General features: G+C 52.6%; 21 protein-coding genes and 1 pseudogene. 12 read left to right on the top strand and 10 right to left on the bottom strand.

Annotated elements, in window-relative coordinates; all coding sequences use genetic code 11:
- From AB7C91_RS12830 to AB7C91_RS12810, 5 genes are all read right to left on the bottom strand, one after another.
- On the bottom strand, window positions 1-340 hold a 340-nt coding region (locus AB7C91_RS12830), incomplete at its 3' end, for a hypothetical protein (RefSeq protein ID WP_428592051.1).
- Complete coding sequence (locus AB7C91_RS12825; protein ID WP_428592048.1) at window positions 337-1,293, bottom strand: Gfo/Idh/MocA family protein; 957 nt, start codon at window positions 1,291-1,293, stop codon at window positions 337-339. The genes AB7C91_RS12825 and AB7C91_RS12830, both read right to left, overlap by 4 nt.
- Entirely contained in the window at window positions 1,290-2,297 is a 1,008-nt protein-coding gene (locus tag AB7C91_RS12820) for a LacI family DNA-binding transcriptional regulator (RefSeq protein WP_332447284.1), read from the bottom strand. The genes AB7C91_RS12825 and AB7C91_RS12820 overlap by 4 nt, the downstream gene beginning before the upstream one ends.
- 57 nt (window positions 2,298-2,354) lie before the next feature.
- Window positions 2,355-2,966, bottom strand: a complete 612-nt coding sequence (locus AB7C91_RS12815) for a 4Fe-4S binding protein (protein ID WP_428592044.1) — start codon at window positions 2,964-2,966, stop codon at window positions 2,355-2,357.
- Window positions 2,963-3,292, bottom strand: a complete 330-nt coding sequence (locus AB7C91_RS12810) for a cupin domain-containing protein (RefSeq protein ID WP_428592041.1) — start codon at window positions 3,290-3,292, stop codon at window positions 2,963-2,965. Before AB7C91_RS12810 ends, AB7C91_RS12815 begins: the two co-directional genes overlap by 4 nt.
- 64 nt (window positions 3,293-3,356) lie before the next feature.
- Here AB7C91_RS12810 and AB7C91_RS12805 point away from each other — a divergent pair, with 64 nt between their 5' ends.
- Both AB7C91_RS12805 and AB7C91_RS12800 read left to right on the top strand, forming a co-directional pair.
- Window positions 3,357-4,016, top strand: coding sequence for a Crp/Fnr family transcriptional regulator (locus tag AB7C91_RS12805; RefSeq protein WP_332447281.1), 660 nt, complete (start codon window positions 3,357-3,359; stop codon window positions 4,014-4,016).
- Between the two features lie 90 nt (window positions 4,017-4,106).
- Window positions 4,107-5,327, top strand: a complete 1,221-nt coding sequence (locus AB7C91_RS12800; RefSeq protein WP_428592038.1) for a hypothetical protein — start codon at window positions 4,107-4,109, stop codon at window positions 5,325-5,327.
- Between the two features lie 3 nt (window positions 5,328-5,330).
- Here the strand turns inward: AB7C91_RS12800 and AB7C91_RS12795 are convergent, their stop codons facing one another.
- A complete protein-coding gene (locus tag AB7C91_RS12795) occupies window positions 5,331-6,107 on the bottom strand; it encodes a GNAT family N-acetyltransferase (protein WP_428592035.1) in 777 nt (258 codons plus the stop codon).
- Window positions 6,104-6,967: a DUF2156 domain-containing protein gene (locus tag AB7C91_RS12790; RefSeq protein ID WP_332447278.1), complete on the bottom strand. Its 864-nt coding sequence runs from the start codon at window positions 6,965-6,967 to the stop codon at window positions 6,104-6,106. Before AB7C91_RS12790 ends, AB7C91_RS12795 begins: the two co-directional genes overlap by 4 nt.
- A gap of 212 nt (window positions 6,968-7,179) precedes the next feature.
- Between AB7C91_RS12790 and AB7C91_RS12785 the strand changes: the two genes are divergently transcribed.
- Entirely contained in the window at window positions 7,180-7,647 is a 468-nt protein-coding gene (locus tag AB7C91_RS12785) for a hypothetical protein (protein WP_332447277.1), read from the top strand.
- Window positions 7,648-7,687: 40 nt separating this feature from the next.
- Here the strand turns inward: AB7C91_RS12785 and AB7C91_RS12780 are convergent, their stop codons facing one another.
- Both AB7C91_RS12780 and murQ read right to left on the bottom strand, forming a co-directional pair.
- Window positions 7,688-8,581 (bottom strand): MurR/RpiR family transcriptional regulator, encoded by an 894-nt coding sequence (locus AB7C91_RS12780; RefSeq protein WP_332447276.1) that lies wholly within the window; start codon window positions 8,579-8,581, stop codon window positions 7,688-7,690.
- Window positions 8,582-8,600: 19 nt separating this feature from the next.
- Window positions 8,601-9,542 carry an N-acetylmuramic acid 6-phosphate etherase gene (gene murQ / locus AB7C91_RS12775; RefSeq protein WP_428592054.1) on the bottom strand — a complete coding sequence of 314 codons (942 nt, stop codon included), beginning with the start codon at window positions 9,540-9,542 and terminating at the stop codon, window positions 8,601-8,603.
- A 188-nt stretch (window positions 9,543-9,730) separates the two neighbouring features.
- On the opposite strand from murQ, the gene AB7C91_RS12770 reads away from it, so the two are divergent.
- The 9 genes from AB7C91_RS12770 (at window position 9,731) to AB7C91_RS12730 (ending at window position 21,345) form a co-directional block, all read left to right on the top strand.
- A complete protein-coding gene (locus AB7C91_RS12770; protein WP_332447274.1) occupies window positions 9,731-10,930 on the top strand; it encodes an anhydro-N-acetylmuramic acid kinase in 1,200 nt (399 codons plus the stop codon).
- 38 nt (window positions 10,931-10,968) lie between these two features.
- On the top strand, window positions 10,969-12,516 hold the full coding sequence (locus tag AB7C91_RS12765; protein ID WP_332447273.1) for an ABC transporter substrate-binding protein: 1,548 nt from the start codon (window positions 10,969-10,971) through the stop codon (window positions 12,514-12,516).
- Between the two features lie 54 nt (window positions 12,517-12,570).
- Complete coding sequence (locus AB7C91_RS12760) at window positions 12,571-13,533, top strand: ABC transporter permease (RefSeq protein WP_332447272.1); 963 nt, start codon at window positions 12,571-12,573, stop codon at window positions 13,531-13,533.
- Between the two features lie 4 nt (window positions 13,534-13,537).
- Window positions 13,538-14,374, top strand: coding sequence for an ABC transporter permease (locus tag AB7C91_RS12755; protein ID WP_332447271.1), 837 nt, complete (start codon window positions 13,538-13,540; stop codon window positions 14,372-14,374).
- A 12-nt stretch (window positions 14,375-14,386) separates the two neighbouring features.
- The gene (locus tag AB7C91_RS12750) at window positions 14,387-15,388 is read left to right on the top strand and encodes an ABC transporter ATP-binding protein (RefSeq protein ID WP_332447270.1); all 1,002 of its coding nucleotides are present in this window, start codon (window positions 14,387-14,389) and stop codon (window positions 15,386-15,388) included.
- Window positions 15,381-16,400 (top strand): ABC transporter ATP-binding protein, encoded by a 1,020-nt coding sequence (locus AB7C91_RS12745; protein ID WP_428592028.1) that lies wholly within the window; start codon window positions 15,381-15,383, stop codon window positions 16,398-16,400. Before AB7C91_RS12750 ends, AB7C91_RS12745 begins: the two co-directional genes overlap by 8 nt.
- Entirely contained in the window at window positions 16,397-17,917 is a 1,521-nt protein-coding gene (locus AB7C91_RS12740) for a GNAT family N-acetyltransferase (protein WP_428592025.1), read from the top strand. Before AB7C91_RS12745 ends, AB7C91_RS12740 begins: the two co-directional genes overlap by 4 nt.
- On the top strand, window positions 17,914-18,975 hold the full coding sequence (locus AB7C91_RS12735; RefSeq protein WP_428592022.1) for a serine hydrolase domain-containing protein: 1,062 nt from the start codon (window positions 17,914-17,916) through the stop codon (window positions 18,973-18,975). Before AB7C91_RS12740 ends, AB7C91_RS12735 begins: the two co-directional genes overlap by 4 nt.
- Before the next feature lie 234 nt (window positions 18,976-19,209).
- Window positions 19,210-21,345 carry a KamA family radical SAM protein gene (locus tag AB7C91_RS12730; RefSeq protein ID WP_428592019.1) on the top strand — a complete coding sequence of 712 codons (2,136 nt, stop codon included), beginning with the start codon at window positions 19,210-19,212 and terminating at the stop codon, window positions 21,343-21,345.
- Here the strand turns inward: AB7C91_RS12730 and AB7C91_RS12725 are convergent.
- Window positions 21,289-21,474 (bottom strand): annotated as a pseudogene (locus AB7C91_RS12725) (hypothetical protein); the annotation flags it as partial. The gene AB7C91_RS12730 and the pseudogene AB7C91_RS12725 sit on opposite strands and share 57 nt — an antisense overlap.

Raw genomic sequence — 21,474 nt, 5'->3', positions numbered from 1 at the left:
AGACGGATTTCCAGCGGGGCAGGGAATCCTCGACGCTTTGGCTGTTTACTCTTCCTGCGAACCCGGTCACAAACGGATTACCGAAATCAGACGAGGCTGCGATCAACTGTTTCCACCCGCGGTAGGTCGAATCCACTTCCAAGGGATTTCCCCAGATCGAGAGAGCGGTGACGGGTATTCCGGCCTCCTGGATCATATCGGCCAACCGACTGAGGTCCGTTGTCCCCAAAGTTTCCCAGAAACTGATGCTGATGCTTTCAAACCCAAGCCGGGTGAGCAGTCCAAGCCGCTGCTTGGTGAGGTCGGCGGCGGCGACCAGCGCCCCGATTGCAATCGTCATGTTGCCAGTTCCTCCAATATGGTTTGTACACGCAGTCCATCGGCAAGCGAAGGTGTCTCTGTGATTCCCAATGCAACAGCGGCGGCGAAGCGCTCGTAGGTGGAGCGTACGTTGTCGCCGGTGATGCACCGTCGCTCTCCCTTCTGGATGAGGGTGATTGCATTTCTATCCTGCGCCGTATCCAGCTCAGCGGTACTGCGTGCACCGTTTACCGATAGGTATATGCGGTCATCCCAGGTTTCATCGATGTAGGAACAGTGGAACGTGCACCCGATGGATTCTCCTACGACCAACTCTGAGCGATAATCCACCAGCGCACCGTTCTCATAGGTTTTTTGGATGTTCGAGGGATGCTTGACCGACCCGAACAGGTACACCAGTATGTCGATCAGATGACTGCCGAGGTCAGTCAGGCAACCTTGGCTGTTGTATTCCTCCAACAGACGCCATTTCCATCGGAAGGTGGTTTCCGGGTCGCCCCAGACGTGACTGTGCGCCCAGCTTTGCCGGTAGGATATGTCGATGTGACGGATATCGCCGAGTGCTTGGTCTGCAAGCAGGGTCTGTAAAGCAGCAAGGGAGGCCATGTTGCGTTTGGAGAAATTGATCATGAACGGACGCTCCACCCGAATGGTTGCAAGCTGATTCGCCTGATGCGCATCCTTGGCAAGGGGTTTTTCACAGAAGACGGCGAATCCCTGCTCGATGGCGAACAGACAGCACTCCACATGTTTGTTGTCCGGCAGGCAGCAGCTGACTGCATCGGCTTCTCCGACGAACTGAGCCAGATCCCGATAGTGCGGATAGGATCGGCGGACGCCGTATATTTTACAAAAGCTGGTGCGGTGTTCGGCATTCCGGTCGATGGCTCCGACGATCTCAAAGCCAAGTTCCCTGAATTTCTTTGCCTGATAGGTTCCCATGCCCCCGCAGCCGATCATGACCAGCTTCATGTACCACCTCCCCAAGGTCCTGTGGATTTCCTGACGACAAATCCGGTGTCGGCCCATCGTTGCTGTGCCCCCTGACCTTGCTCGATCATACTGCGCAGCATCAGCACGGCCTCTTTTCCCATGGCCGTGATCGGATGGTCGACGGTGGTCAGGGGAGGCGAGCTGGTGCTCGCAGGCTGGAAATTGTCATACCCGATGAGCGAGATGTCCTGGGGGATTTTCCTGCCGTGCTCCGTGCAGGCCTGAATGAAGCCGAAAGCCTGCCGGTCGCTGGCGGTCATGACCAAAGACGGACCGTCCTTGAGTTGGTTGTAAGCCTGGAAGCCGGATTTACGTGAGAAATTGCCTTCCACGATGGTGGTTTTCAGATGATGCTGGGCGGCAAGGTCCTCAAATGCCTGAAGCCGATCCTTTCCATTTTTGAATTGCAAGTCACCGGTGATGTATCCGATATGGTGATGCCCTTGCTGCAATGCGTGATTGAATGCCTTGGTCATGCCTACCGTCGGCCTTGCATAGATGCTTGCCGCACCGCTTTGGTAGTTGTTGACCAGAACGAACGGCAATTGCTTCTCGATCAGGGGATTGATTTCCGGAAACTGATCCTTGGTGATCGCAAACACCAGGCCGTCGTAACTGTGGGAAGTGATCAATTCATAGTAGGAACGATACTTGCCCAGCCGGTTCTCGAAGACGATGCTGATGGTGTAGTTGTGCTCCAGGCTTCCGAGCAGCAGCCCATCGAGCAGCGAAGGGAAGTAGGGGCGGGTGAATGGCATGATGCTGGGGTAATAGGGAACCACCAAGCCTATGGCAAAACTCCGGTTGCTGGCAAAGAGCGTGGCGGTGCGGGAGGGGAAGTAGCCGAGCTGTTCGGATACCTGCCTCACCTTCTTCTTGATTTCATCGCTGATCAACGGGGAATCGTTGAGCGCCCGTGATACGGTCGACTCCGATACCCCTGCTGCTTTTGCGACCTCCTGCCGTCCGACACTCTTTTCCATGAATGGTAGTGTAGCATTTTTCTTGTCCAGCGCGAATGATAAAGTATACCTGATCGGTCATCGGTAGGAAATGGCGTCCTTGGTGCATACCCGTTCGCATGCATGACAGACCAGGCATTCGTGTTTGATGATGCGATGCTTTTCTTCCTTGATGATCGCTTGGCTCGGGCAGACTTTGGCACAGTGCGTGCAATTGGTGCACCGTTTTGAGTCGATGGTCATATGGTGCTTTGCCGCCCTGCCCGGAAGCGAAAGGATTGCGCCGTACGGGCAGAGCCAACGATGCCAGAGTGCTTCCTCGAAGAAGAGGGACACCAGCAGTGCTACACCCACCAAGGCGGGAAGAACAGGCAGTTTCCGTCCGGTTTTCAGGGTAACGAGCATCAGGGCGACAAAGAGCAGCAGCATCAGGATGCGCAAGCTTCCCTTCTTTACCAATGCCGGTGTTTTCCTGTTTTTCACCCGTAGCTTCTTCTTGAGAAGGCTGACCGGAATGAGAACGGAATTGATCGGGCAGAGCCATCCGCAGTAGAGACGGGAGAAGAAAAGAACCAAGAGGGTGGAGACGAGAAAGACTGCCATCCACAGTTGTACCTTGCCTTGGAGAACCAGGAAGACGAACAGCAGGAACGAAAGGGTCTGTACGGTGCGTTGCCAGATGCTTTTCATACGGATTCCGCCTTGCATACCCTTGGGTGCGGAGCCTTGACGATGAAGAACTCGGTGGGATTCCCCCTGGTATTCGTGAGGTTTAGCTTCGTGTGGAAGGGAACGTTGACGATGCTGTCATGATAGAGGTGCTCCGGTTGGTCATCCAGTTGGATGCTTAGTGTTCCTCTGACCACCACCAGGGAGACGTTCGAGTCGGAGAAGTGCTCTGCAAGCCGGTCGGAGGGGGCAAGCACGACATGGTTGACCATCACCTGGTCGTCTGTGACCAGTTTCTCGATTTCGTTTTCATCGGTGCGGGTGTAGCGATAGGGTTTTTCTTGCATGAACCTAGTGTACCGCATGGATTTCTTCTATTGTGTTACCTAGGTCACACATTTGGAGGATTGTATGGAGGTAGGTCTGTTTCTCAGTCGGTCTGATTTGTTTTCCGGCTTTTCTGTACGGGAATGTGAGTCGCTCCTCAGTCGGGCGGGGGTCCATTTGGCCCGGTATGCAAACCAGGAGATTGTCTATCTGCAGGATCAGGTGTGCGAAACCTTGGATGTGGTAATCGATGGAACGATTTCCATCCGAAGTCTCACCGAGGAAGGATCGGTTTTCAAGGCACAGGTGTTGGGACCTCTGGATGTGCTGGGCGCCACGTTGTTGTTCGGCAAGGGAAGGCACTATCCGATGCAGGTGTATGCCGATTCTGCACTCCAGGTCCTGCATATCCGTCGGGATGTGGTCCTCACGCTCTGTGAACAGGACCAGCGGTTTCTGCTTGCCCTGCTGACGGTGATCAGCGACCGGGCGCATGAGCTGAGCACGACGGTGCAACGGCTTTCGAGCCAGACGCTTCGCGAGAAGCTGCTGGTTTACTTCCACCACCTGGCCATCCAGCAACACAGCAGTACCATCACCTTACCGATCACCAAGAAGGAACTTGCCGATCGTTTGGGGGTTGCCCGCACATCACTGAGCAGAGAGCTGGCGCATCTGGTGGCGGAAAGAGTGCTGCAGTATGACAAACGGGTGGTGCAACTTCACATTTCTTCAAACAGTTAAAGAGTATATGAAGATAGCTTCATCTTCCTTGTCGAAGCGGTTTCGTATTGGTATACCGAAACATAGCAAGAGACATAAGGAGAATTACCTATGAAGCGAACACGTACACTCTTGATGATCAGTACAATCCTCTTTGCAGGGATGTTCGGCCTTGCGGCCACCCCGAATGCAGAGAAGCAGTATGCCGACATACAGGCTATGGAAGTGAGCAGCCAGAGCCTGGAAACCTTGAAGAGTTCGTATGACAAGCTCAACCAAGCGGTTTCCAAAGAGGCGACCGAAGCACGCAAGGATCTGGCCTCGGCATGGTCGAAAGGTGACAGCCAGGCGTATTGGAAGGCGTATCAAACGCTAGATACCCTCTCCTCCTATACAATGAGCCGGCAGCAGAGCGATGCCTTGCTCCAGCAGATTCTTACGCTCGACGAGCCGAAGAAGGCCGAATATGGGGCATGGTTGTACCAGAACAGCCCGTACTACCGCCCGATTCTGACCCTTGATTTCTCTGCGACCGGCGATACCTACCAGTATCGGTATCAGCAGAGTATCAGCAAGGAACCCGGCAGCGAGGTCACCCTGCCTGATGAAAGTCAGCTCAGGATGAATTCCCATGATCTCGGGATTCTTTCCGGTTGGGGCCTTACGCCTGATGCGGTCACCTATCAACCTGGACAGACGATCAAGATGAGTTATACCGACCAAACCTTGTATGCCATCTATACCAGCGGTGTCCGGTTCGTCGACAGCCAGAGCAAGACCAATGTCCTGTTCACCGATGGCCAGAAGGTAGAGGTGCCCACCCCGGTTTCCGAAAACCCCGCAGCCATTTTCGCCGGCTGGTACGATCGTTCGACCGGTACCTTGATCACCGATCCCGCTTCCTATACCCCAGAGGGAAAGGGTGCAAGTTTTGAAGCTCTGTGGAAGAGCCTTTCCATCGAGAATCCTACGGTGCTCTATTACCAGGCTTCCAAGCTGCCGACCAATACCCAGATCGGCGTCGGGTTTGCCTATACCAATACCGGGAACGTGAATCTCAATGGTTTGACGGCGGCGCTTTCGACCGACAGCAAGGATGTACGGATGTTGCAGGATAGTTTGCAGCTCGGTCGGCTATCGGCCGGTTTGAGCAGCACGAACAACAGTCCGTATGCAACCGATCAGAAGCAGACGGTGCAGGGTGAAGCCAATACCTTCCGGTTCGTGGTGAACGATGGGACGGCTTCGGGGACGGTCATTCCCTTCACGTTGACCATTACCAACGATACAGGCGATCGTTGGACCCAACAGTTTGAGTGCGTGGTGCAGTAAAACCTAATATTGTTCAGCTATGTAGACACCATGCAGCGCGTTTGCAGTGCTCATCCCCATCGGGATGGGCACTGCTTTTTGATGGGGGAAGAGTCGGGCGATTTCCGACTGGCTCAGGGTGTACACCGTAGTGATCGATCGCATTGCCAGCAGGTTGATCAGGTTTTTTGCCGCTTGTGCATGCAAGGCAAAGGTCTCCACAGCCTTGTGTTCGCTGAGAAACGCGTATCCGTCCTCGACGCATACCGTTTCGTATCCTTCCGTGAGGAATTTCCATGCTTCGCCGTCCCTGAGCAATGCTCCGTCTTTTGCGGTGGCTTGCCGGTAGATCCGATCAAGCTCCCGATGATCGACAGGGCAAGGCTCGACGGATTCTCCGGCAAAGCCCTCCAGCGAATAGGAAGCGAGTGAGGAGGTGGTTGTATAGCCGTTCGCTTCATAGAAGGGACGTACCGCAGGAAACAGGGTGATGGGATGGTCGTAGGCGTGGGCAGTTTCATACAGCAATCTTCCCATGATGCCTTGTCTTCGGTATTCACGGTATGTGGCGGCGCCTACGATGTAGGAACAGGGAAAGGTGTCCCCCTCCTTTTGATAGGAAGCGGGTAGTGCATGCAATGCACTGACCAGCTTCCCGTCAACGCGGGCGGTGAAGATATGTTCGGCAAAGAAACGCTTTGCAAAGAAGTGTTCAAGAAAGGCCGGATCTTCCTGGAAGACGATCGACCAGAGGTCCTTGAGTTCTTGGTAGTCGTGTTCTGTCGCCCGTGCTATGGTCACTGTTTGGTCACCCGGTATTTCTCGACCATCAGGTCGGGTTTGTAGGAAAGCTTGGCTTTCCTGAGTCCTTCGACCCCGGCGTCCTCCTGACGGTTTACGTAATGTACGTCAGACAAGTATTGGGAGACGAAGAGTTGGTTGATCACCGAATAGATGCCGATGTAGGAGGTGTCTCCTTTCTCAAAATGCACGATGGCCAATTCGTCGTCAATGATTTCCCCGACGGTGAATGCGGTCAGATGATGGTCCACACAGACCAGCATCCCGACGAAACCGAGTGCGTCCCAGTTGTCGAAGGCGCGTTTGAGTGCGCCCAGTTCATCCTGGATTTCCTTGGTGGTGCAGTCCTTGTTCTCCAACCAGGTGGTGGATGCCATCTTGTAGCATTCATCCCTCAATTCCTTTGAACACAGCGGTCGTATACTGTAGGTGTACTTGCGTTCGAATTGGGAGACATGATTCCTTTTGGCTTGCAGTTTCCTGCCGCTGAGGCTGATGAGTTTCTGGCTTTCATACAGGTAATCGTCGAGGTTTCGTACGTGCTCGATGGTATACCCCATGGTCTGAAGGATTTGGGCTTGGTCGGAAGGAACGCATTCCAACTGGAAGCGTTGTCCGCTTTCCTTGCAGTGTGCTTCCAGCTCAGCCATGGCTTTGGGAAGGTCGTCGGTGATGGGAAGGAGAAAACAGTCATCCTCCTCAAGATGCAGGTAGAGAGCTGTATCATTCTTGCACAGGGTGATGCCGATGGCATCTCCCCAGAGTGCTGCATAGGAAAAAAAATACTCGTAGGCAAGGTGCTTGCTGTACGAGGGAAACAGAGCTTTGTCCGCATAGGACGGTTTACGGAATTGTAACATACTACCTCGAAAATATATTCGTATATACGCATCTATTGATACGTCGTTTCGATTGCAAAGTCAAGGCACGAAGCGCCTGACGGTCATAAGATACTCCTGTGGGTATCAAACGGCAAATCGACCATATCCAATTGTCCACCAGCTGGACGAACCTGCTTCGCAGCCATCCCTATGGTAGAATCTGTATACAATTGAAGCCGGGGAGGTCTGGCATGCATACCACCGTACGTACGATTGTGTTGTTGATGGTCAGCTTGGTGTTGTTGTGTGTGGGCTGCGACGACACGCTCCCCTCGGAAACTGAGGACAACGGGACGCCCGACCTTGCCGATGTCATTGATTCAAGCACCTACAAAGGGGAAATCAGTACGGTGGGTGACAATGATTATTGGACCATGCAGGTCAATGCCGACGGGAATTATCATTCATTCACCCTTTCCCATCTCGATTCAGATCTTCAGTTGATGCTGTATGCCACTGATTCCGATGGCCATGATGTCGATGCATCTCTGTTGCCCGGGGGTAGTAATCCGATTCGCAGTGACAATGCAGGGACGATGAATGAGCAGATAACCATCCTTCCTACTGCCCGATGGAACCTCATCTTGTTGGTCCAGGAATCAGGAGATACGCTTGCCAATGAAACCGGTTCCTACTGGTTGCAGTATGAACGGTATTAGCAACCGGGACTAGATCGAACCAGTTTGTTGGGTTGGCCGATCATGAAGTACGGGAGGTTTTCTTCCCCTTCTCATTTCCCCGATGGGTTACGGCCATGGTTTGCTCGATCGCTTCGATGGATGCATCCAGGTTCTTTGAGACCATCAGTGAATACAGGATGTCGATCACCGCCAGTTGATTGGTGCGGGAGGTACTTGCCCCTTCACGATAGATGCGTTCCGAGGCAGGCACCACCAGCTGGATGTCTGCAAGCATACGCAGTGTATTGTCGCTATCCATGGTGAGGCTGATGAGCTTTGCTTGGTTTTTCTTGATCTGTTTTGCAGCCTCGATCATGTCCGATTTTTCCCCGGAGTAGGAGATGATGAAGGCGCAATCGGTGGGTCTGATGGTGGATGCTGCGGTAAGTTGGAGATCAGTATCATGCGTGTAGAAGACCGGAAGGCCCAATCGAATGAGTTTTTGCATGAAATCGAAGGCGACCACGCCTGAAGCACCGACTCCGAAAAGCAAGGTGGTCTGTGCCGTGCGGATGCACTGTACCGCCTGTTCCAGCATTTCAGCCTCCAGGCTTCGTTCCAAAGCGGAAAAGGATCGTTGGAAGCGATTGATCACGGTATGGATGACATGTGCTGCAGAGGTTTCCGATTCCAATTCAAGGTCGGGTATATATCGTTCATCGTTGTTGTCGAATACATCACGGGCGAGTCTCAGCTTGAAGTTGCTGAAACTGGCGAAATCCAGATGCTTGCAGAACCGGATGACCGCCGCCTGGCTGGATCCGCTTTGTTTGGAAAGTTCCTTGATGGTGAAATGCAACGTCTTCTTGGGTTCACGCAATACGTATGCGGCGACTTTCTTTTCTGAATCACTGAGCTGGTCCCAACGGGCATTGATCTCGAACAATGCTCCTTGGATGGTCTTTTCGTTCACTGCTTTTTGGTCCTCCCCGTCATTGGGCTTGGCTCTTTGTAGCATGATACAAACGAATTGATTCGGAAATGGGCCCATTCGTCTGTGCATCCAGTGCTTTTGCTGTCTGTACGTCAATATCTAGGAGAATCATAAGAATTGCAAGCTTTGGTTTCCTTCCGGAAGCTTCAAAGGCAGTCTCTGCAACTTCCTCGCTGCATGCTGTCGCCTGCTTGATCAAGCGTTTGGAGCGTTCGACCAACTTGTTGTTGACCGGGGTCAAGTCAACCATCAGGTTTCGATAGACCTTGCCCAAGCGGATCATGCTCGCTGTGCTGAGCATATTCAAAACCAGTTTCTGGGCGGTACCTGCCTTCAGTCTCGTTGAACCGGTGATTACTTCCGGCCCAACATCCAGGAAGATGGCGTGATCTGCACAGGCGAACGTCTTCGATTCCTTGTTGCAGCTGATGGCACCCACCACCGAGCCTAGTTGTTTTGCATACTCCATCGCGCCGATCACATAAGGAGCCTGTCCTGATGCGGTGATACCGACCAGGACATCCTTCTTGCTGAAATGCAGTTCGGAAAGCTCCCTGACTCCTCCCTCATATTCGTCCTCGGCATTTTCAATCGATCGCACCAAGGCTTCCTTGCCTCCGGCGATCAGTCCTTGGACCATGGTTCGGGGAACTCCGAAGGTCGGTGGGCATTCTGATGCATCCAACACGCCCAGACGTCCCGATGTTCCTGCTCCAATGTAGAACAATCTTCCTCCCTGCCTGAATGAGACGACGATGTCCTGTACCAATCGGGCGATGGTCGGTAATTGCTTTTCCACAGCATAGGGGACGGTCTTGTCTTCATTGTTGATGATCTTCAGTACATCCAAGACCGAGAGTTCGTCTATGTTGTTGGTTTTTTCATTTCTCTGTTCTGTGGTAAGGGAAGCAAGCATTTCCTGGGTGATGTTGGTATCCATCGTATGGTGTTCTCCCTCGGTATTGCGATTCGGGCAACGTACAGGTTCGGTATGTTTCACTGTATCATTATGGGTCTTCCTTGTAAAGAAATAAAATTTCAATAATGTTTGCGTTTTGAAATAATATATCATATACTGCTTTCAGCGGAGATGCACACATGGGACATACAGATCTTATGCATTCCTATATGCAGCGAAGAGAACATCGGCTGATCGGCGTGATGTCAGGGACTTCCTTGGACGGGGTGGATGCTGTGTTGGTTTCCATCAAAACCGATGCCCAGCAGCGCGTGGTGAAGGTGAGCTTGGTTGATCAGGTATCGATCGCCTATACACCGCAAGTCAGGGATTTGGTGAATCGTCTCTGTATTCCTGGATCCTCGGATATCAACGACCTGACGCTTGCCCATTTCGGCCTTTCCCATTGGAATGCAGCGGCGGTGAACGCACTGCTTGCCAAGGGGCCGTATGCAGGCTCCGATATCGAAGCGGTATGTATGCACGGACAAACCGTCTGGCATGCCCCGAACCCACAGATTTTTCCCGGACCCTCCGGAGATCTGTCGGTAACCGGTACCCTGCAAATCGCAAATCCTTCCTTGGTTGCTTCGTTGACTGGTCTTCCCGTTATTTCCGACTTCCGTTCCGCCGACATGGCAGAGGGGGGACAGGGAGCCCCCTTGGCCCCCTATATTGATTATCTCCTGTTCGGGAACAAAGGTCATGGTGTGGCGGTCCAGAATATCGGCGGCATCGGCAATGTGACGGTCCTGCCGGGAGGGGATGATGCTTCGGGTGTCTTTGCCTTCGATACTGGGCCGGGGAACATGATCATGGATGCTGTGGTTGCATTAGGTACCAATGGGAGAAAACTCTACGATGAGGGGGGATCCATTGGTGCAAGTGGTACCATATGCCAGTCCTTGCTCGATGCATTGATGGAAGACCCGTATTTTGCATTGGTGCCGCCCAAGAGCACCGGACGGGAGGTGTATGGCCAAACGTTCGTGCAGGAGCTCGTAAAGAAAGCCGAATCCCTTGCGCTTTGTTTTGCGGATATCGTCGCAACCGCCACGGCCTTCACCGCCTATTCCATCGCAAAGGCCTATCAGGATTTCGTCATTCCCCACACTGCATTGGAGACGGTCATAGTCAGTGGGGGAGGTGCAAGAAACACGTATTTACTCTCGTTGCTGAGACAGTATTTGCCTGAAGGCATCGTGGTGACCACCTCTGATGCGTTCGGGGTTCCCGATCAAGCAAGAGAGGCAATGGCGTTTGCCTTGATGGGGCATGAGTCGTTATTGGGAAGGCCTTCCAACATTCCTGCAGTCACCGGTGCACGAAAACCGGTGGTACTGGGGACCATTACGATGCAACACATCTGATGTATGTCAGAAAAGTATAGTTTCTTAGGAGTGTTAAGATGAAAAAGCGCAATCTGTTCGTAGTATGCACAGTACTCTTGGCTCTTTCTGTAGGTCCCCTGTTGGCCAAGGGCGTTGAAGAGCAAGCTCCGCAGGCACCGCAAAAGGCTGCCACTCTGACCATCGGAGTAAGCCAGGAAGCGGTAGGCTTGGATCCCCACATCGTGACTGCATTCTCCTCCATGCGGCGTATTGATTTGCTGTACAGCCGTCTGGTTCGTTTGGACGAGAATATGAAAGTCGTACCCGATTTGGCCGAATCCTGGGAAATTCCCAACAACCTCACGTATATCTTCCATCTGAAGAAAGGGGTCAAATTCCACAACGGAAGGGAAATGGTTGCTTCTGATGTGAAGTATTCACTCGAACGGGTGCTTGATCCTGCAACGGCATCTCCCGGACGTTCCTACATCTCCTCCATCTCCAAGATCGACGTCCTCGATGACTATACCGTCAAGCTGACATTGTCCGCTCCGCTTGCCTCGCTGTTGGATGCTTTGACTTCCAACAACATCTCCATTGTCCCCAAGGAAGCAGTGGAAGCGAATGGCAATCTCCAGCGTGTCGCCGTCGGTACCGGTCCGTACATGCTCAAGGAATGGGTGGTGGACAACTCCATGACTTTGGTCAAGAACCCCGATTATTTTGAAAAGGGACTTCCGCTCACCGATACGGTCATTTTCCGCGTGATTCCGGAAGAGGCTTCGCTGTATGCAGGTGTGAAATCGGGAAATCTTGATCTTGCAACCATCAACGATGGAGCTACCATCCGCCAGGCCAGTGCAGACAAGAGCGTCGTGGTCATGAGCAAGCCGGGCATGAATGTTCGCGTCTTCAGTTTCAACAACGAAAAGAAACCCTTTGATGATGTTCGCGTTCGCCAAGCTGTTGCACTTGCCTTGGATCGTTCTGAAATCCTGACCATGGCAGAGTATGGAATGGGTGCCGCAACCGGTCCGATTCCCATTTCCGCCAAGGAATGGGCGATTCCTCCCGACCAACTTCCGTTCGGCAAGCCTGATTATGCGAAAGCCAAGCAATTGCTTGCAGAAGCCGGGTATCCCAACGGGTTCTCGTTTGACATTGTCTGTTCCTCCACCTATGAAGGAGGCCTTGCAGTAGCACAGGTCATTCAGAATGAATTGAAGAACATCGGATTGACCGCCAATCTGGATGTGGTGGAATGGGGCAATTACATCGATCGCTGGGTGAAGCGTGATTTCTCGACCATGGTGGAGTTGCGCGGTGGCAGCAGTGAACCCGACCGGTTCCTGTTCAGGTCGCTGCACAGCACCGGTGGTGTGAACAACTTCATGTTCAAGGATGCCCAAACCGACAAGCTGTTGGAGCTGGGACGCGAACAGACCGTTCCTGCTGAACGCAAGGCAACCTATGATGAGTTGCAGCGCGTGCTCAGCGAGAAAGTACCCTTGGTATTCCTGTACTCGCCGAATGAAAACCAAGTGCTCAGCCCGTATGTGAAGGGGTTCAAGCAGGTAGGCAACGGCAGCCTGTACTATGTAACAACCGCACAAGTAGTCAAATAACAAGGTATGCAGTGCTCCTCCCTCCGGGGAGGGGCCTTTTGGTGAGGTATTTTCGTGGGCAAATATATTATCAAGCGGCTGCTCTCGCTCATTCCAGTGCTTATCGGCGTATCATTGATTGTCTTTTTTCTGGTGCGCATGATTCCCGGCTCCGCCTTGCAGATGTACATGGGGACGCAAGTAGAGGCAACACCGGAACAAATGGAAGAATTGAAGCGATTGTTCGGTGAGGACAAGCCGATTCCCGTTCTCTATGTGGAATGGATGGGAAATCTCATGCACGGAGACTTCGGATATTCCTTGCGTACCGGTCGTCCGGTCCTTCCCGATATTCTGAACCGTCTTCCCATCAGTCTCGAATTGACATTGTATTCTTTGCTATTGGCTTTGTTGATAGGCCTTCCTCTAGGCGTATTGTCCTCGCTTCGCCAGAATACCCTTGGCGATTTTTTCAATCGTGTGGTCGGATTGATAGGACTTTCCTTACCGCAGTTCTGGCTGGCGGCGCTGATGGTCATCGCTTTTTCAAATGTCCAGGGATGGATTCCCATGGGCAATTACGTCAGTTTCTTCGAGCATCCCCTGCTCAACTTGAAAATGTTCTTCCTTCCTTCGCTTGCCATCGGATTCGGTTTTGCAGCGGTGGTCATGCGTTATACCCGCAACAGTATGTTGGAAGTGATGCAAATGGATTATGTGCGTACGGCAAAGGCAAAGGGCCTGGCGCATCGGAAGGTGATCATAGTCCATGCCTTGAAAAATGCCATCCTGCCCGTCATTACGGTGACTGGATTCAATGCAGGATATCTCTTGGGCGGTTCGATCGTCATTGAGGAAGTGTTTGCACTTCCTGGAATGGGCCGATTGGCTCTGTATGCCATCAACCAACGTGATTATCCGGTGATTCAGGCCATCGTCTTGGTAATCGCAACCCTCTTTGTGTTGGTCAACCTGGTCACCGACCTGGTATATGCCATGGCGGATCCAAGAATCAGATTGGTCGATGAGAAAAGGTAGGTCTATGAAAACTCCCCGATTGTTCCACAATGGCATTGCAGTGGCCGGTCTGGCCCTGATCGCCGTATACATCCTGATGAGTATCGTCTCGTATTTCTGGTTGCCGTTCGATCCGGTCGCCATGGATGCGAAACAGGTATTGCAGGGGCCTTCTTTTTCCACCGGACATCTGTTTGGAACTGATGAATTCGGCAGGGATATTCTTTCGCGCATCATGAAAGGTACCTCTGTTTCCTTCATCATCAGCGTCAGCGCCACCGCACTTGGTGCACTGGTCGGTATTTTCATGGGGGTATGGGCCGGGTATCTCGGGGGGAAAGCAGATAATATCATCATGCGTTGTGCCGACATCCTGTTTTCCTTCCCCTCCCTGCTGTTGGCGATCTTCATCATGGCGGTGCTGGGTGAGCATACCTACAATGTCATTCTTGCCATCGGCATCGTTTATATTCCGCAATTCGCTCGGATCAGCCGGGGAGCAGTCATTGCACTCAGGAGCAGTGAATTCATACGGGCGGCGAAGTCGAATGGGGCAAACCGCTCCTATATCCTGGTTCATCATTTGCTGCCAAACATCACCGCCCCCTTGATCGTACAGATATCCCTTTCCCTTTCTACGGCGATTTTGCTCGAGTCAGCCTTGAGTTTCCTCGGATTGGGCGTGCAACCGCCGAATCCTTCCTGGGGAAACATGCTTAGTAGTGCGCGCAAAGTCATGATGTTTGCTCCCTGGACCGCAGTATACCCGGGCTTGGCCATTGTGCTGCTGGTTCTTGGATTCAATCTTTTGGGTGATGGCCTGCGGGACATTCTCGACCCACGACTCCGGAATGTCCGCTAGGAGGCAGCCGATATGGATGAGAAACCCATTTTGCAGGTAGAAGCCTTGATGACTGAATTCAAGACGGAGCGGGGAATCGTGAACGCCGTGAACAAAGTCTCCTTTGATCTGTACAAAGGACAGACACTGGGGATTGTCGGCGAATCGGGATCCGGAAAATCCGTCACCAATCTTTCCATTCTCAGATTGATAGAGTTCCCCCCGGGAAGGATTACCCAGGGTCGGGTTCTGTATCGTGACCAAGATCTGCTTTCCTTGGAGGAATCGGAAGTCCGATCGATACGGGGAAAGCATATTTCCATGATCTTCCAGGATCCTTTGACTTCTCTGAATCCTGTCATCAAGATCTGGAAGCAGATAGCAGAAGCTTTGATGCTGCATCAAGGTATCAGCAAGAAGGATGCAAAGGAAAAGGCGATAGAACTGCTGCATCTCATCGGTATTCCCGATGCCAGGATGCGGGCGGAGTGTTATCCGCACCAGTTTTCCGGTGGGATGAGACAACGGGTGATGATAGCCATGGCGCTCTCGTGCAATCCGGACATCCTGATTGCCGACGAACCCACCACTGCCTTGGATGTGACCATCCAGGCCCAGATTCTGGACTTGATCAGAAATATGAGTGAGCAGAACCAGACTGCGGTGATCATGATCACCCATGATCTGGGGGTTATCGCGGAGATGTGCGACCAAGTGTGCGTCATGTACGCCGGGCGCATCGTGGAACGTGCCAATGTCGAGGATTTGTTTGCCGATCCCAGGCACCCGTATACCCTCGGCCTGCTCGATTCCATTCCCCGCTTGGACCGTTCGGGAGTACACAGGTTGCATTCGATTCCAGGCGCTCCTCCCGATTTGTTGCATCTTCCCCAAGGATGTCCCTTCCAGCCTCGTTGTCCCAAAGCGATGGCGAAGTGTACCCAAAGTCTTCCCCCGGAAACGTATTTTACCGGACAAAGCGGACCAAGGAGCGTAGCGTGTTGGCTGCAGTGCGAGGAGGGTGAACATGCATGAAACTGAGCATCTGTTGGAGGTGAGGGACCTCAAGGTTCATTTTCCGATTGAAAAGGGCATCGTCTTTAAGAAGCAGATAGGAAGTATACGGGCGGTCGATGGAGTGAGTTTCTCGGTCGAGCGCGGCGAATCGTTGGGATTGGTCGGAGAATCAGGGTGTGGAAAATCGACTACCATCATGGCTGTATCCCGTCTTGAGCGCATCACCAGTGGCCAGGTCTTGTTCGAAGGAACCGACCTTGCCACATTGAAGGCAGAGCAACTGGTCAGAATGCGTAAGGATTTTCAGATTATCTTCCAAGATCCCTATTCCTCCTTGGATCCACGGATGCGGGCATTGGATATTGTATCGGAACCGATGCGGATTTTTGTCAAGAAAGGATTGTTGTCGCTCGATGAGCAGACAATTGAGCAAAAGGCGGTAAGCCTGTTGGAGCGATGCGGGCTTTCTTCGTCCTTTGCGAAGCGGTATCCCCATGAGTTCAGCGGCGGACAGAGACAGAGAATCGGTATTGCCCGGGCATTATCCCTCGGTCCGAAGCTCATCTTGGCCGATGAACCGGTCAGTGCCTTGGATGTATCCATCCAGTCGCAGATTCTGAACTTGCTCAAGGATCTTCAACAGGAATTCAATCTGACGTTCCTGTTCATCGCCCACGACCTTGCCGTTGTTGAATACTTCTGCAACAGGGTTGCAGTCATGTACCTTGGCAACATCGTCGAGACGGCATCCTCCCGTACCTTGTATGAGACGCCGCTTCATCCATATACCAAGGCCCTGCTCAGTGCCGTCCCCATTCCCGATCCGGTGGTAGGGAAGACCCGCAAACGGATGATTCTCAATGGTGATGTTCCCTCCCCCTCGGTTGTTCGTCCCGGATGTCCTTTTGCAGAACGCTGTCCGATGGTGATGCCGATATGCACCCAGCAAAAGCCGCACTTGCAGCACGTGCAAGCTGATCATGCAGTAGCGTGCTTCCTCTACGAAACGCAGGGAGGAGCATCCGTATGATCAAGGTGCAGGCTACGGCTGTCAAACTCTGGCTGAAACAACCGTTTCATATCGCCCATGGAAGTTCCGATTATCGTGAGAATGTGTTTCTGCGTATCGAGGATGGGGGCAAGGTTGCGTATGGGGAAGCGGCGGTGGTTCCGTATTACCAAGTGAGCAAGGAAGCGATTCTGCAGGATTTGCAGCAGACGATAACCGCTTCCATGATCAGAGGACGCCAAAGCCTGGAAGTACTGGATCGGTTCAAATACCGTATGTCCGCCTGTGCATACAGCAGTGCCATTCTTTCTTTGCAGATGCAGGATGCAACGATGAGCGCTTCCGGCCTATTGGGTTGTCCCAATTCCAAATTGGTCACCAAGACATCATTTACCATCGCCTATGATGAGAATCTGGAACGGATGCTCAGTCATATTGCATCCTGTGGGTTCTCCACCATCAAGTTGAAGGCGGGATTCGCTGATGATCTTGAGCGGATCAGAATAATTCGTGAACGGTTTCCCAACCTTGCGATACGATTGGATGCCAACCAAGGCTGGTCATATGCACAAGCTTTGGACATGATGCGCCAATTGAAGGATCTGTCCATCGAATTGATAGAGGAACCGATGGCAGGAAAGCCCGAGCAACTCTCCCGCCTCCGGGAGGTGGGTGGTATTCCCCTGTTGCTCGATGAAACCGTACAGAATTCCGAGGATCTGAGTCGCTATGCAGACAGTGTCGATGGGATTGTGGTGAAACTGGCCAAATCCGGAGGACCCCAGGCTGCGCATGCGCTTATAGAGGAAGCTTCTCATCGGGGGTTGTCCGTCATGCTCAGCTGCATGGTGGAATCGTCGTTGGCGCTTGCCAACGCTTTGGCATTGGCGCCACTGTGCCGATGGATTGATCTTGATGCGGGACTTCTGCTTGCAAAGGATGTGTTTTCCGGTTTGGAGTATCAAAATGAGGTACCACTCGGCTCAATTTCCTCTCTGGTTCCCGAGCCGGCCTTGCTTGAGGTGTTCGCCCAGACCCCGGTGACGATATTGGACCACGATCCTTTGGTCGTCCGGGATATGCAAAGCGTTGATATCCCTGCCTGTGCCAGGATTGCCGCTGCGTCGAAATTGGCAGAAACGTATGGGTTTACCGAGGCAGGTTGGGTGGAGAAGCTTAGCGGTGCGCTTGATGAGGGAGTGAGTCTTCTGTTTGTTGCAGAGCAAGAAACAGAAATTGTGGGATTTGCCTGGGTGCACCCTCGTGGAACATTTCTTTCTGCACCATACCTGCGCTTTATTGCAGTCGATGATCATGCACAGGGAAAAGGGGTGGGAAAGCGTCTTTTGGGTGAGTTTGAGACGAGAACCGCAGCCTTGGGCAAGGATCTCTTTCTGTTGGTCTCCGATTTCAATGTCCCGGCACGCAAGCTGTATGAAACGCAAGGGTATCGAATCGTCGGGGAGCTGAAGGATTTTGCCATCCCCGGCATTACAGAGATCGTCATGGTGAAAAAACGGGCGGGGACGGCAACATGAGCAATGCCGATGACATGCACCATGTATCCGATCTGGTTGAGACGTGGCTGCATGCTTCTGCCTTCACTGCAGTTGCCATCGGCATGAGGTCGGCGACCGAGTCCTGGACGAAGAGCTGGGGGCATGTGTCTTCAGAAGGAGAAGAGCTGAAGGAAACAAACCTGTTTGATCTCGCTTCCATGACCAAGCTCTTCACCACCGCTTGTGTGCTCAGACTCATCGACCAAGGACGTTTGTCCGAGCATCAGCACCTACTCCCGTTGCTTGGGTATACGGATGTACATCTGAACACCTTGCTCAAGGATCTTGAAATCTCTGCCTTGTTGACCCATCACTCGGGGCTTCCTGCATGGTACCCATTCTATACTCGCAACCAAGAGCCCCTTCAGACAATTCTCTCCCGTATGTTACATGAGCTCCCGCTTGAAACGGGTATGATGTATTCGGATCTGAATTTCATCCTGCTGGGAGAATTGGTCAAAGTGGTGACCGGAATGCCATTGGAGGATGCAATGCAGCACTTGGTGCTTGATCCGCTGCATTTGGACCATACCACCTATCATCCTGATGCCTTTGCGTGCGTCGCCACAGAATTCGGAAACCGGATCGAGCATCAGATGGTTCATGATCGTGGATTGACGTTCTCCTCGTGGAGGGATGAGCAGCAGCCGATCCAGGGAATGTGTGACGACGGGAACGCCTTCTACTATTTCGGCGGGGTGGCCGGGCATGCGGGATTATTCGCCTCGCTAGGGGATGTCTTGTCCTTTGCCTGGACGTTCTGCAAACAGGATCCATCCTTTCTTTCCCCTGCGTTGTACCAAAATGCCTGTCGTGATCAGGGTGATGGAAGGGGATATGGATTCCAGTTCGGGGAACTGTATCCCCAAGGCGGATTCGGTCATACGGGTTTTACCGGTACGTATGTCTATCTCAATAGGGAACGTGATGTGGCGATAACCATCCTGACCAATCGGTTGCACGCTCCTGTGGTGCGAAACATCAATGCATTCCGACTGGACGTAGTCAATGCACTGCTCAAGACAAGCGCAGTATAGCGCCAAGCTTCGTCTCCAGGATTTTCCCTCTCCCCCACATGCTGTAGCCGATCCAAACAGCAGAGACAACCTGTGCCCAAGAGAACCCGACCTGTCTGATGTATCAAACTTGTATGTAAAAAATAGGTGAGAAGTAGTGGAAAGCAGTTGGTTTTGAAGTATTTAAATGATTATATAATAAAGAATTGTAACCGATTATTGACAACAAGTTGATTATCCCTGTATCTTATGTACATGAAGACATCCATTAATCGCATTGATGAACTTGTCGCCAAGATGAAGGCGGACAATCCGCAACTCATCGACTTATTCCTTGACCAAAAGCTTGATGATGCGGCCTTGGTGCAGCAACTTCGCACCAAGATTGCTGAACATTTGCAACAAAGCTATCCCAAAGCTTGGAGTTATTATACCGGCGAAGAACAAACGGAACAGGACTACTACAAACTGTTGAGCACATCCATGGCCTACCTGCGTTTTCTGGACTACCTGGACCATGAAGGGGCGGTGTTTAAGGATGGCAATCTGCACGGCAGACAGGTTGTCTCCCGTCCCATCAGCCTGCTCAGAAAAGTCCTTTTGGGACAGGACTGCCCTGCTACAATTGATTTTGCTGAGGATATGGCACATTTGGTCGCCCAGCTCAGCGGGGCAGAGGACCGGGTGGTTCCCTCCCGCAGCCAGGTGCTTGCCTGGATGGACACCCATCCCAGCGGACTGGATGAGCAGGTCATCGCCTGGAGGGCGAAGAACAAACAGCGGATCATCAGCCTGTTGATCAAACGGATCGAAGAGCAGCAAGGGCAAGGGAAATACTACCGCTTCAAGGAAGGCATGAGTGAGCAGGAAAAACGCAAGCAGGTTCTCTCGTGGTGGAAGGAGGATCGGTTCCATCTGCATTTCGCCATACGCAGTGCTGAAGAACTGCAATGGTATCTGGATGGCGGCATGGATGATGAAACCGTTGCGATCATGCGCGAAGCCCAGCAGAAGGGGATTCCCATCTTCGCTACCCCCTATTTTCTTTCGCTCATCGATACTCGGCCATTGGCAGAGCAGGAACATCCAGGTTCCGATTCTCCCCTCAGAAGCTATCTGTTCTACAGCCGGGATCTGATCGAGGAATTCGGATCCATCGTCGCCTGGGAGAAGGAAGACATTGCAAAACCAGGAGAGCTCAATGCTGCAGGATGGCTGCTGCCTTCGCATAACGTTCACCGTCGATATCCCAATGTGGCCATCTTCATCCCCGATACCATGGGGCGTGCGTGCGGCGGGCTGTGTTCCTACTGCCAGAGAATGTATGATTTCCAGGCGGGACGGTTTAATTTCGAATTGGAAAAACTCAGGCCGAAGAGAAGCTGGGCGGAACAGCTTGCCTTGAATATGGACTATTTCCGCAATGATCCCTATCTGTGGGATATCCTGATCACCGGTGGGGATGCCTTCATGAGTTCGGTCAAATCCTTACAGACCATCCTTGCTGCTGTATTGTCCATGGCAAAGGCAAAACTGGAGGATAATGAGAACAGAAGCGATGAAGAGCAGTATGCGCCGATGCGGCGGGTACGGCTCGGCACCAAGATTCCGGTATATCTGCCCCAACGGGTCACCGATGACCTGGTGCAGGTGCTTGCGGACTTCAAGCGGGAAGCAGCACAGGTCGGCATAGACCAATGTGTGGTGCAGACGCATGTCTCCTCGGCTATGGAAATCACTCCCGACACGAAGAAAGCCATCAGTAAGCTGCTGGCTGCAGGGTGGACGGTTACCAATCAGGAAGTGTTCACCGTAGCTGCAAGCCGGCGGGGCCATTCGGCGAAGCTGCGCAAGGTCCTCAATGACATCGGGGTGCTTCCGTATTACACGTTCTCGGTCAAGGGGTTCAAGGAGAACCGTCAGCTGTTTGCGACCAACGCCCGCAGCACCCAGGAACAGGTGGAGGAAAGTTCCATCGGCCAGGTTGCCCAACGCTATCATGCACAGCTGAGATCCTTCGGAAGTGAGGCTCCGGATATGGTCCAAAACATCGATTTGGTCCGAAAGGGCGATGAGATTCCCTTCCTTTCCACTGATCGCAATACGCTCAACCTTCCGGGAGTCGGCAAGAGCAACACCTACCGCACCATCGGCATCACCGAGGATGGCAGACGCATCCTCCGCTTTGAGTTCGACCATACCCGACCGCACAGCAAGGTGATCGAACAGATGGGATCGGTGGTCATCATCGAATCGAAATCGATAGCCCAATATCTGAGACAGCTTGCTGAAATGGGTGAGAATCCAGATGATTATGCCTCCATTTGGGGATATTCAGCCGGTAGTCTTGAACCGCGCAGCCCGGTCTTTGAAGGCTTTACCCGCTCTTGACGTCCAGAAGAAGAGCAAGGTCAAGGCAAGGGCGACCAGACACCCCAGGATGACGGCGAATATGCGTTGGAGCGCATAGAACCACATCGGGGTGTCGAATTCCTGCAACAGGACGATCACCAAGGCTGC

The organism is Sphaerochaeta sp. (assembly GCF_050256055.1).
GTDB lineage: Bacteria > Spirochaetota > Spirochaetia > Sphaerochaetales > Sphaerochaetaceae > Sphaerochaeta.
This window is presented reverse-complemented; position numbering and strand designations above follow the sequence as displayed.

Excerpts from the sequence above, each read along its gene's own strand:
- AB7C91_RS12810 (WP_428592041.1), bottom strand. The coding sequence starts at position 3,292 with ATGCAAGAAAAACCCTATCGCTACACCCGCACCGATGAAAACGAAATC.
- AB7C91_RS12800 (WP_428592038.1), top strand. The coding sequence starts at position 4,107 with ATGAAGCGAACACGTACACTCTTGATGATCAGTACAATCCTCTTTGCA.
- AB7C91_RS12750 (WP_332447270.1), top strand. The coding sequence starts at position 14,387 with ATGGATGAGAAACCCATTTTGCAGGTAGAAGCCTTGATGACTGAATTC.
- AB7C91_RS12735 (WP_428592022.1), top strand. The coding sequence starts at position 17,914 with ATGAGCAATGCCGATGACATGCACCATGTATCCGATCTGGTTGAGACG.
- AB7C91_RS12805 (WP_332447281.1), top strand. The coding sequence starts at position 3,357 with ATGGAGGTAGGTCTGTTTCTCAGTCGGTCTGATTTGTTTTCCGGCTTT.
- AB7C91_RS12825 (WP_428592048.1), bottom strand. The coding sequence starts at position 1,293 with ATGAAGCTGGTCATGATCGGCTGCGGGGGCATGGGAACCTATCAGGCA.
- murQ (WP_428592054.1), bottom strand. The coding sequence starts at position 9,542 with ATGGATACCAACATCACCCAGGAAATGCTTGCTTCCCTTACCACAGAA.
- AB7C91_RS12730 (WP_428592019.1), top strand. The coding sequence starts at position 19,210 with ATGAAGACATCCATTAATCGCATTGATGAACTTGTCGCCAAGATGAAG.
- AB7C91_RS12820 (WP_332447284.1), bottom strand. The coding sequence starts at position 2,297 with ATGGAAAAGAGTGTCGGACGGCAGGAGGTCGCAAAAGCAGCAGGGGTA.
- AB7C91_RS12745 (WP_428592028.1), top strand. The coding sequence starts at position 15,381 with ATGCATGAAACTGAGCATCTGTTGGAGGTGAGGGACCTCAAGGTTCAT.
- AB7C91_RS12785 (WP_332447277.1), top strand. The coding sequence starts at position 7,180 with ATGCATACCACCGTACGTACGATTGTGTTGTTGATGGTCAGCTTGGTG.
- AB7C91_RS12770 (WP_332447274.1), top strand. The coding sequence starts at position 9,731 with ATGCAGCGAAGAGAACATCGGCTGATCGGCGTGATGTCAGGGACTTCC.
- AB7C91_RS12790 (WP_332447278.1), bottom strand. The coding sequence starts at position 6,967 with ATGTTACAATTCCGTAAACCGTCCTATGCGGACAAAGCTCTGTTTCCC.
- AB7C91_RS12815 (WP_428592044.1), bottom strand. The coding sequence starts at position 2,966 with ATGAAAAGCATCTGGCAACGCACCGTACAGACCCTTTCGTTCCTGCTG.
- AB7C91_RS12755 (WP_332447271.1), top strand. The coding sequence starts at position 13,538 with ATGAAAACTCCCCGATTGTTCCACAATGGCATTGCAGTGGCCGGTCTG.
- AB7C91_RS12740 (WP_428592025.1), top strand. The coding sequence starts at position 16,397 with ATGATCAAGGTGCAGGCTACGGCTGTCAAACTCTGGCTGAAACAACCG.
- AB7C91_RS12765 (WP_332447273.1), top strand. The coding sequence starts at position 10,969 with ATGAAAAAGCGCAATCTGTTCGTAGTATGCACAGTACTCTTGGCTCTT.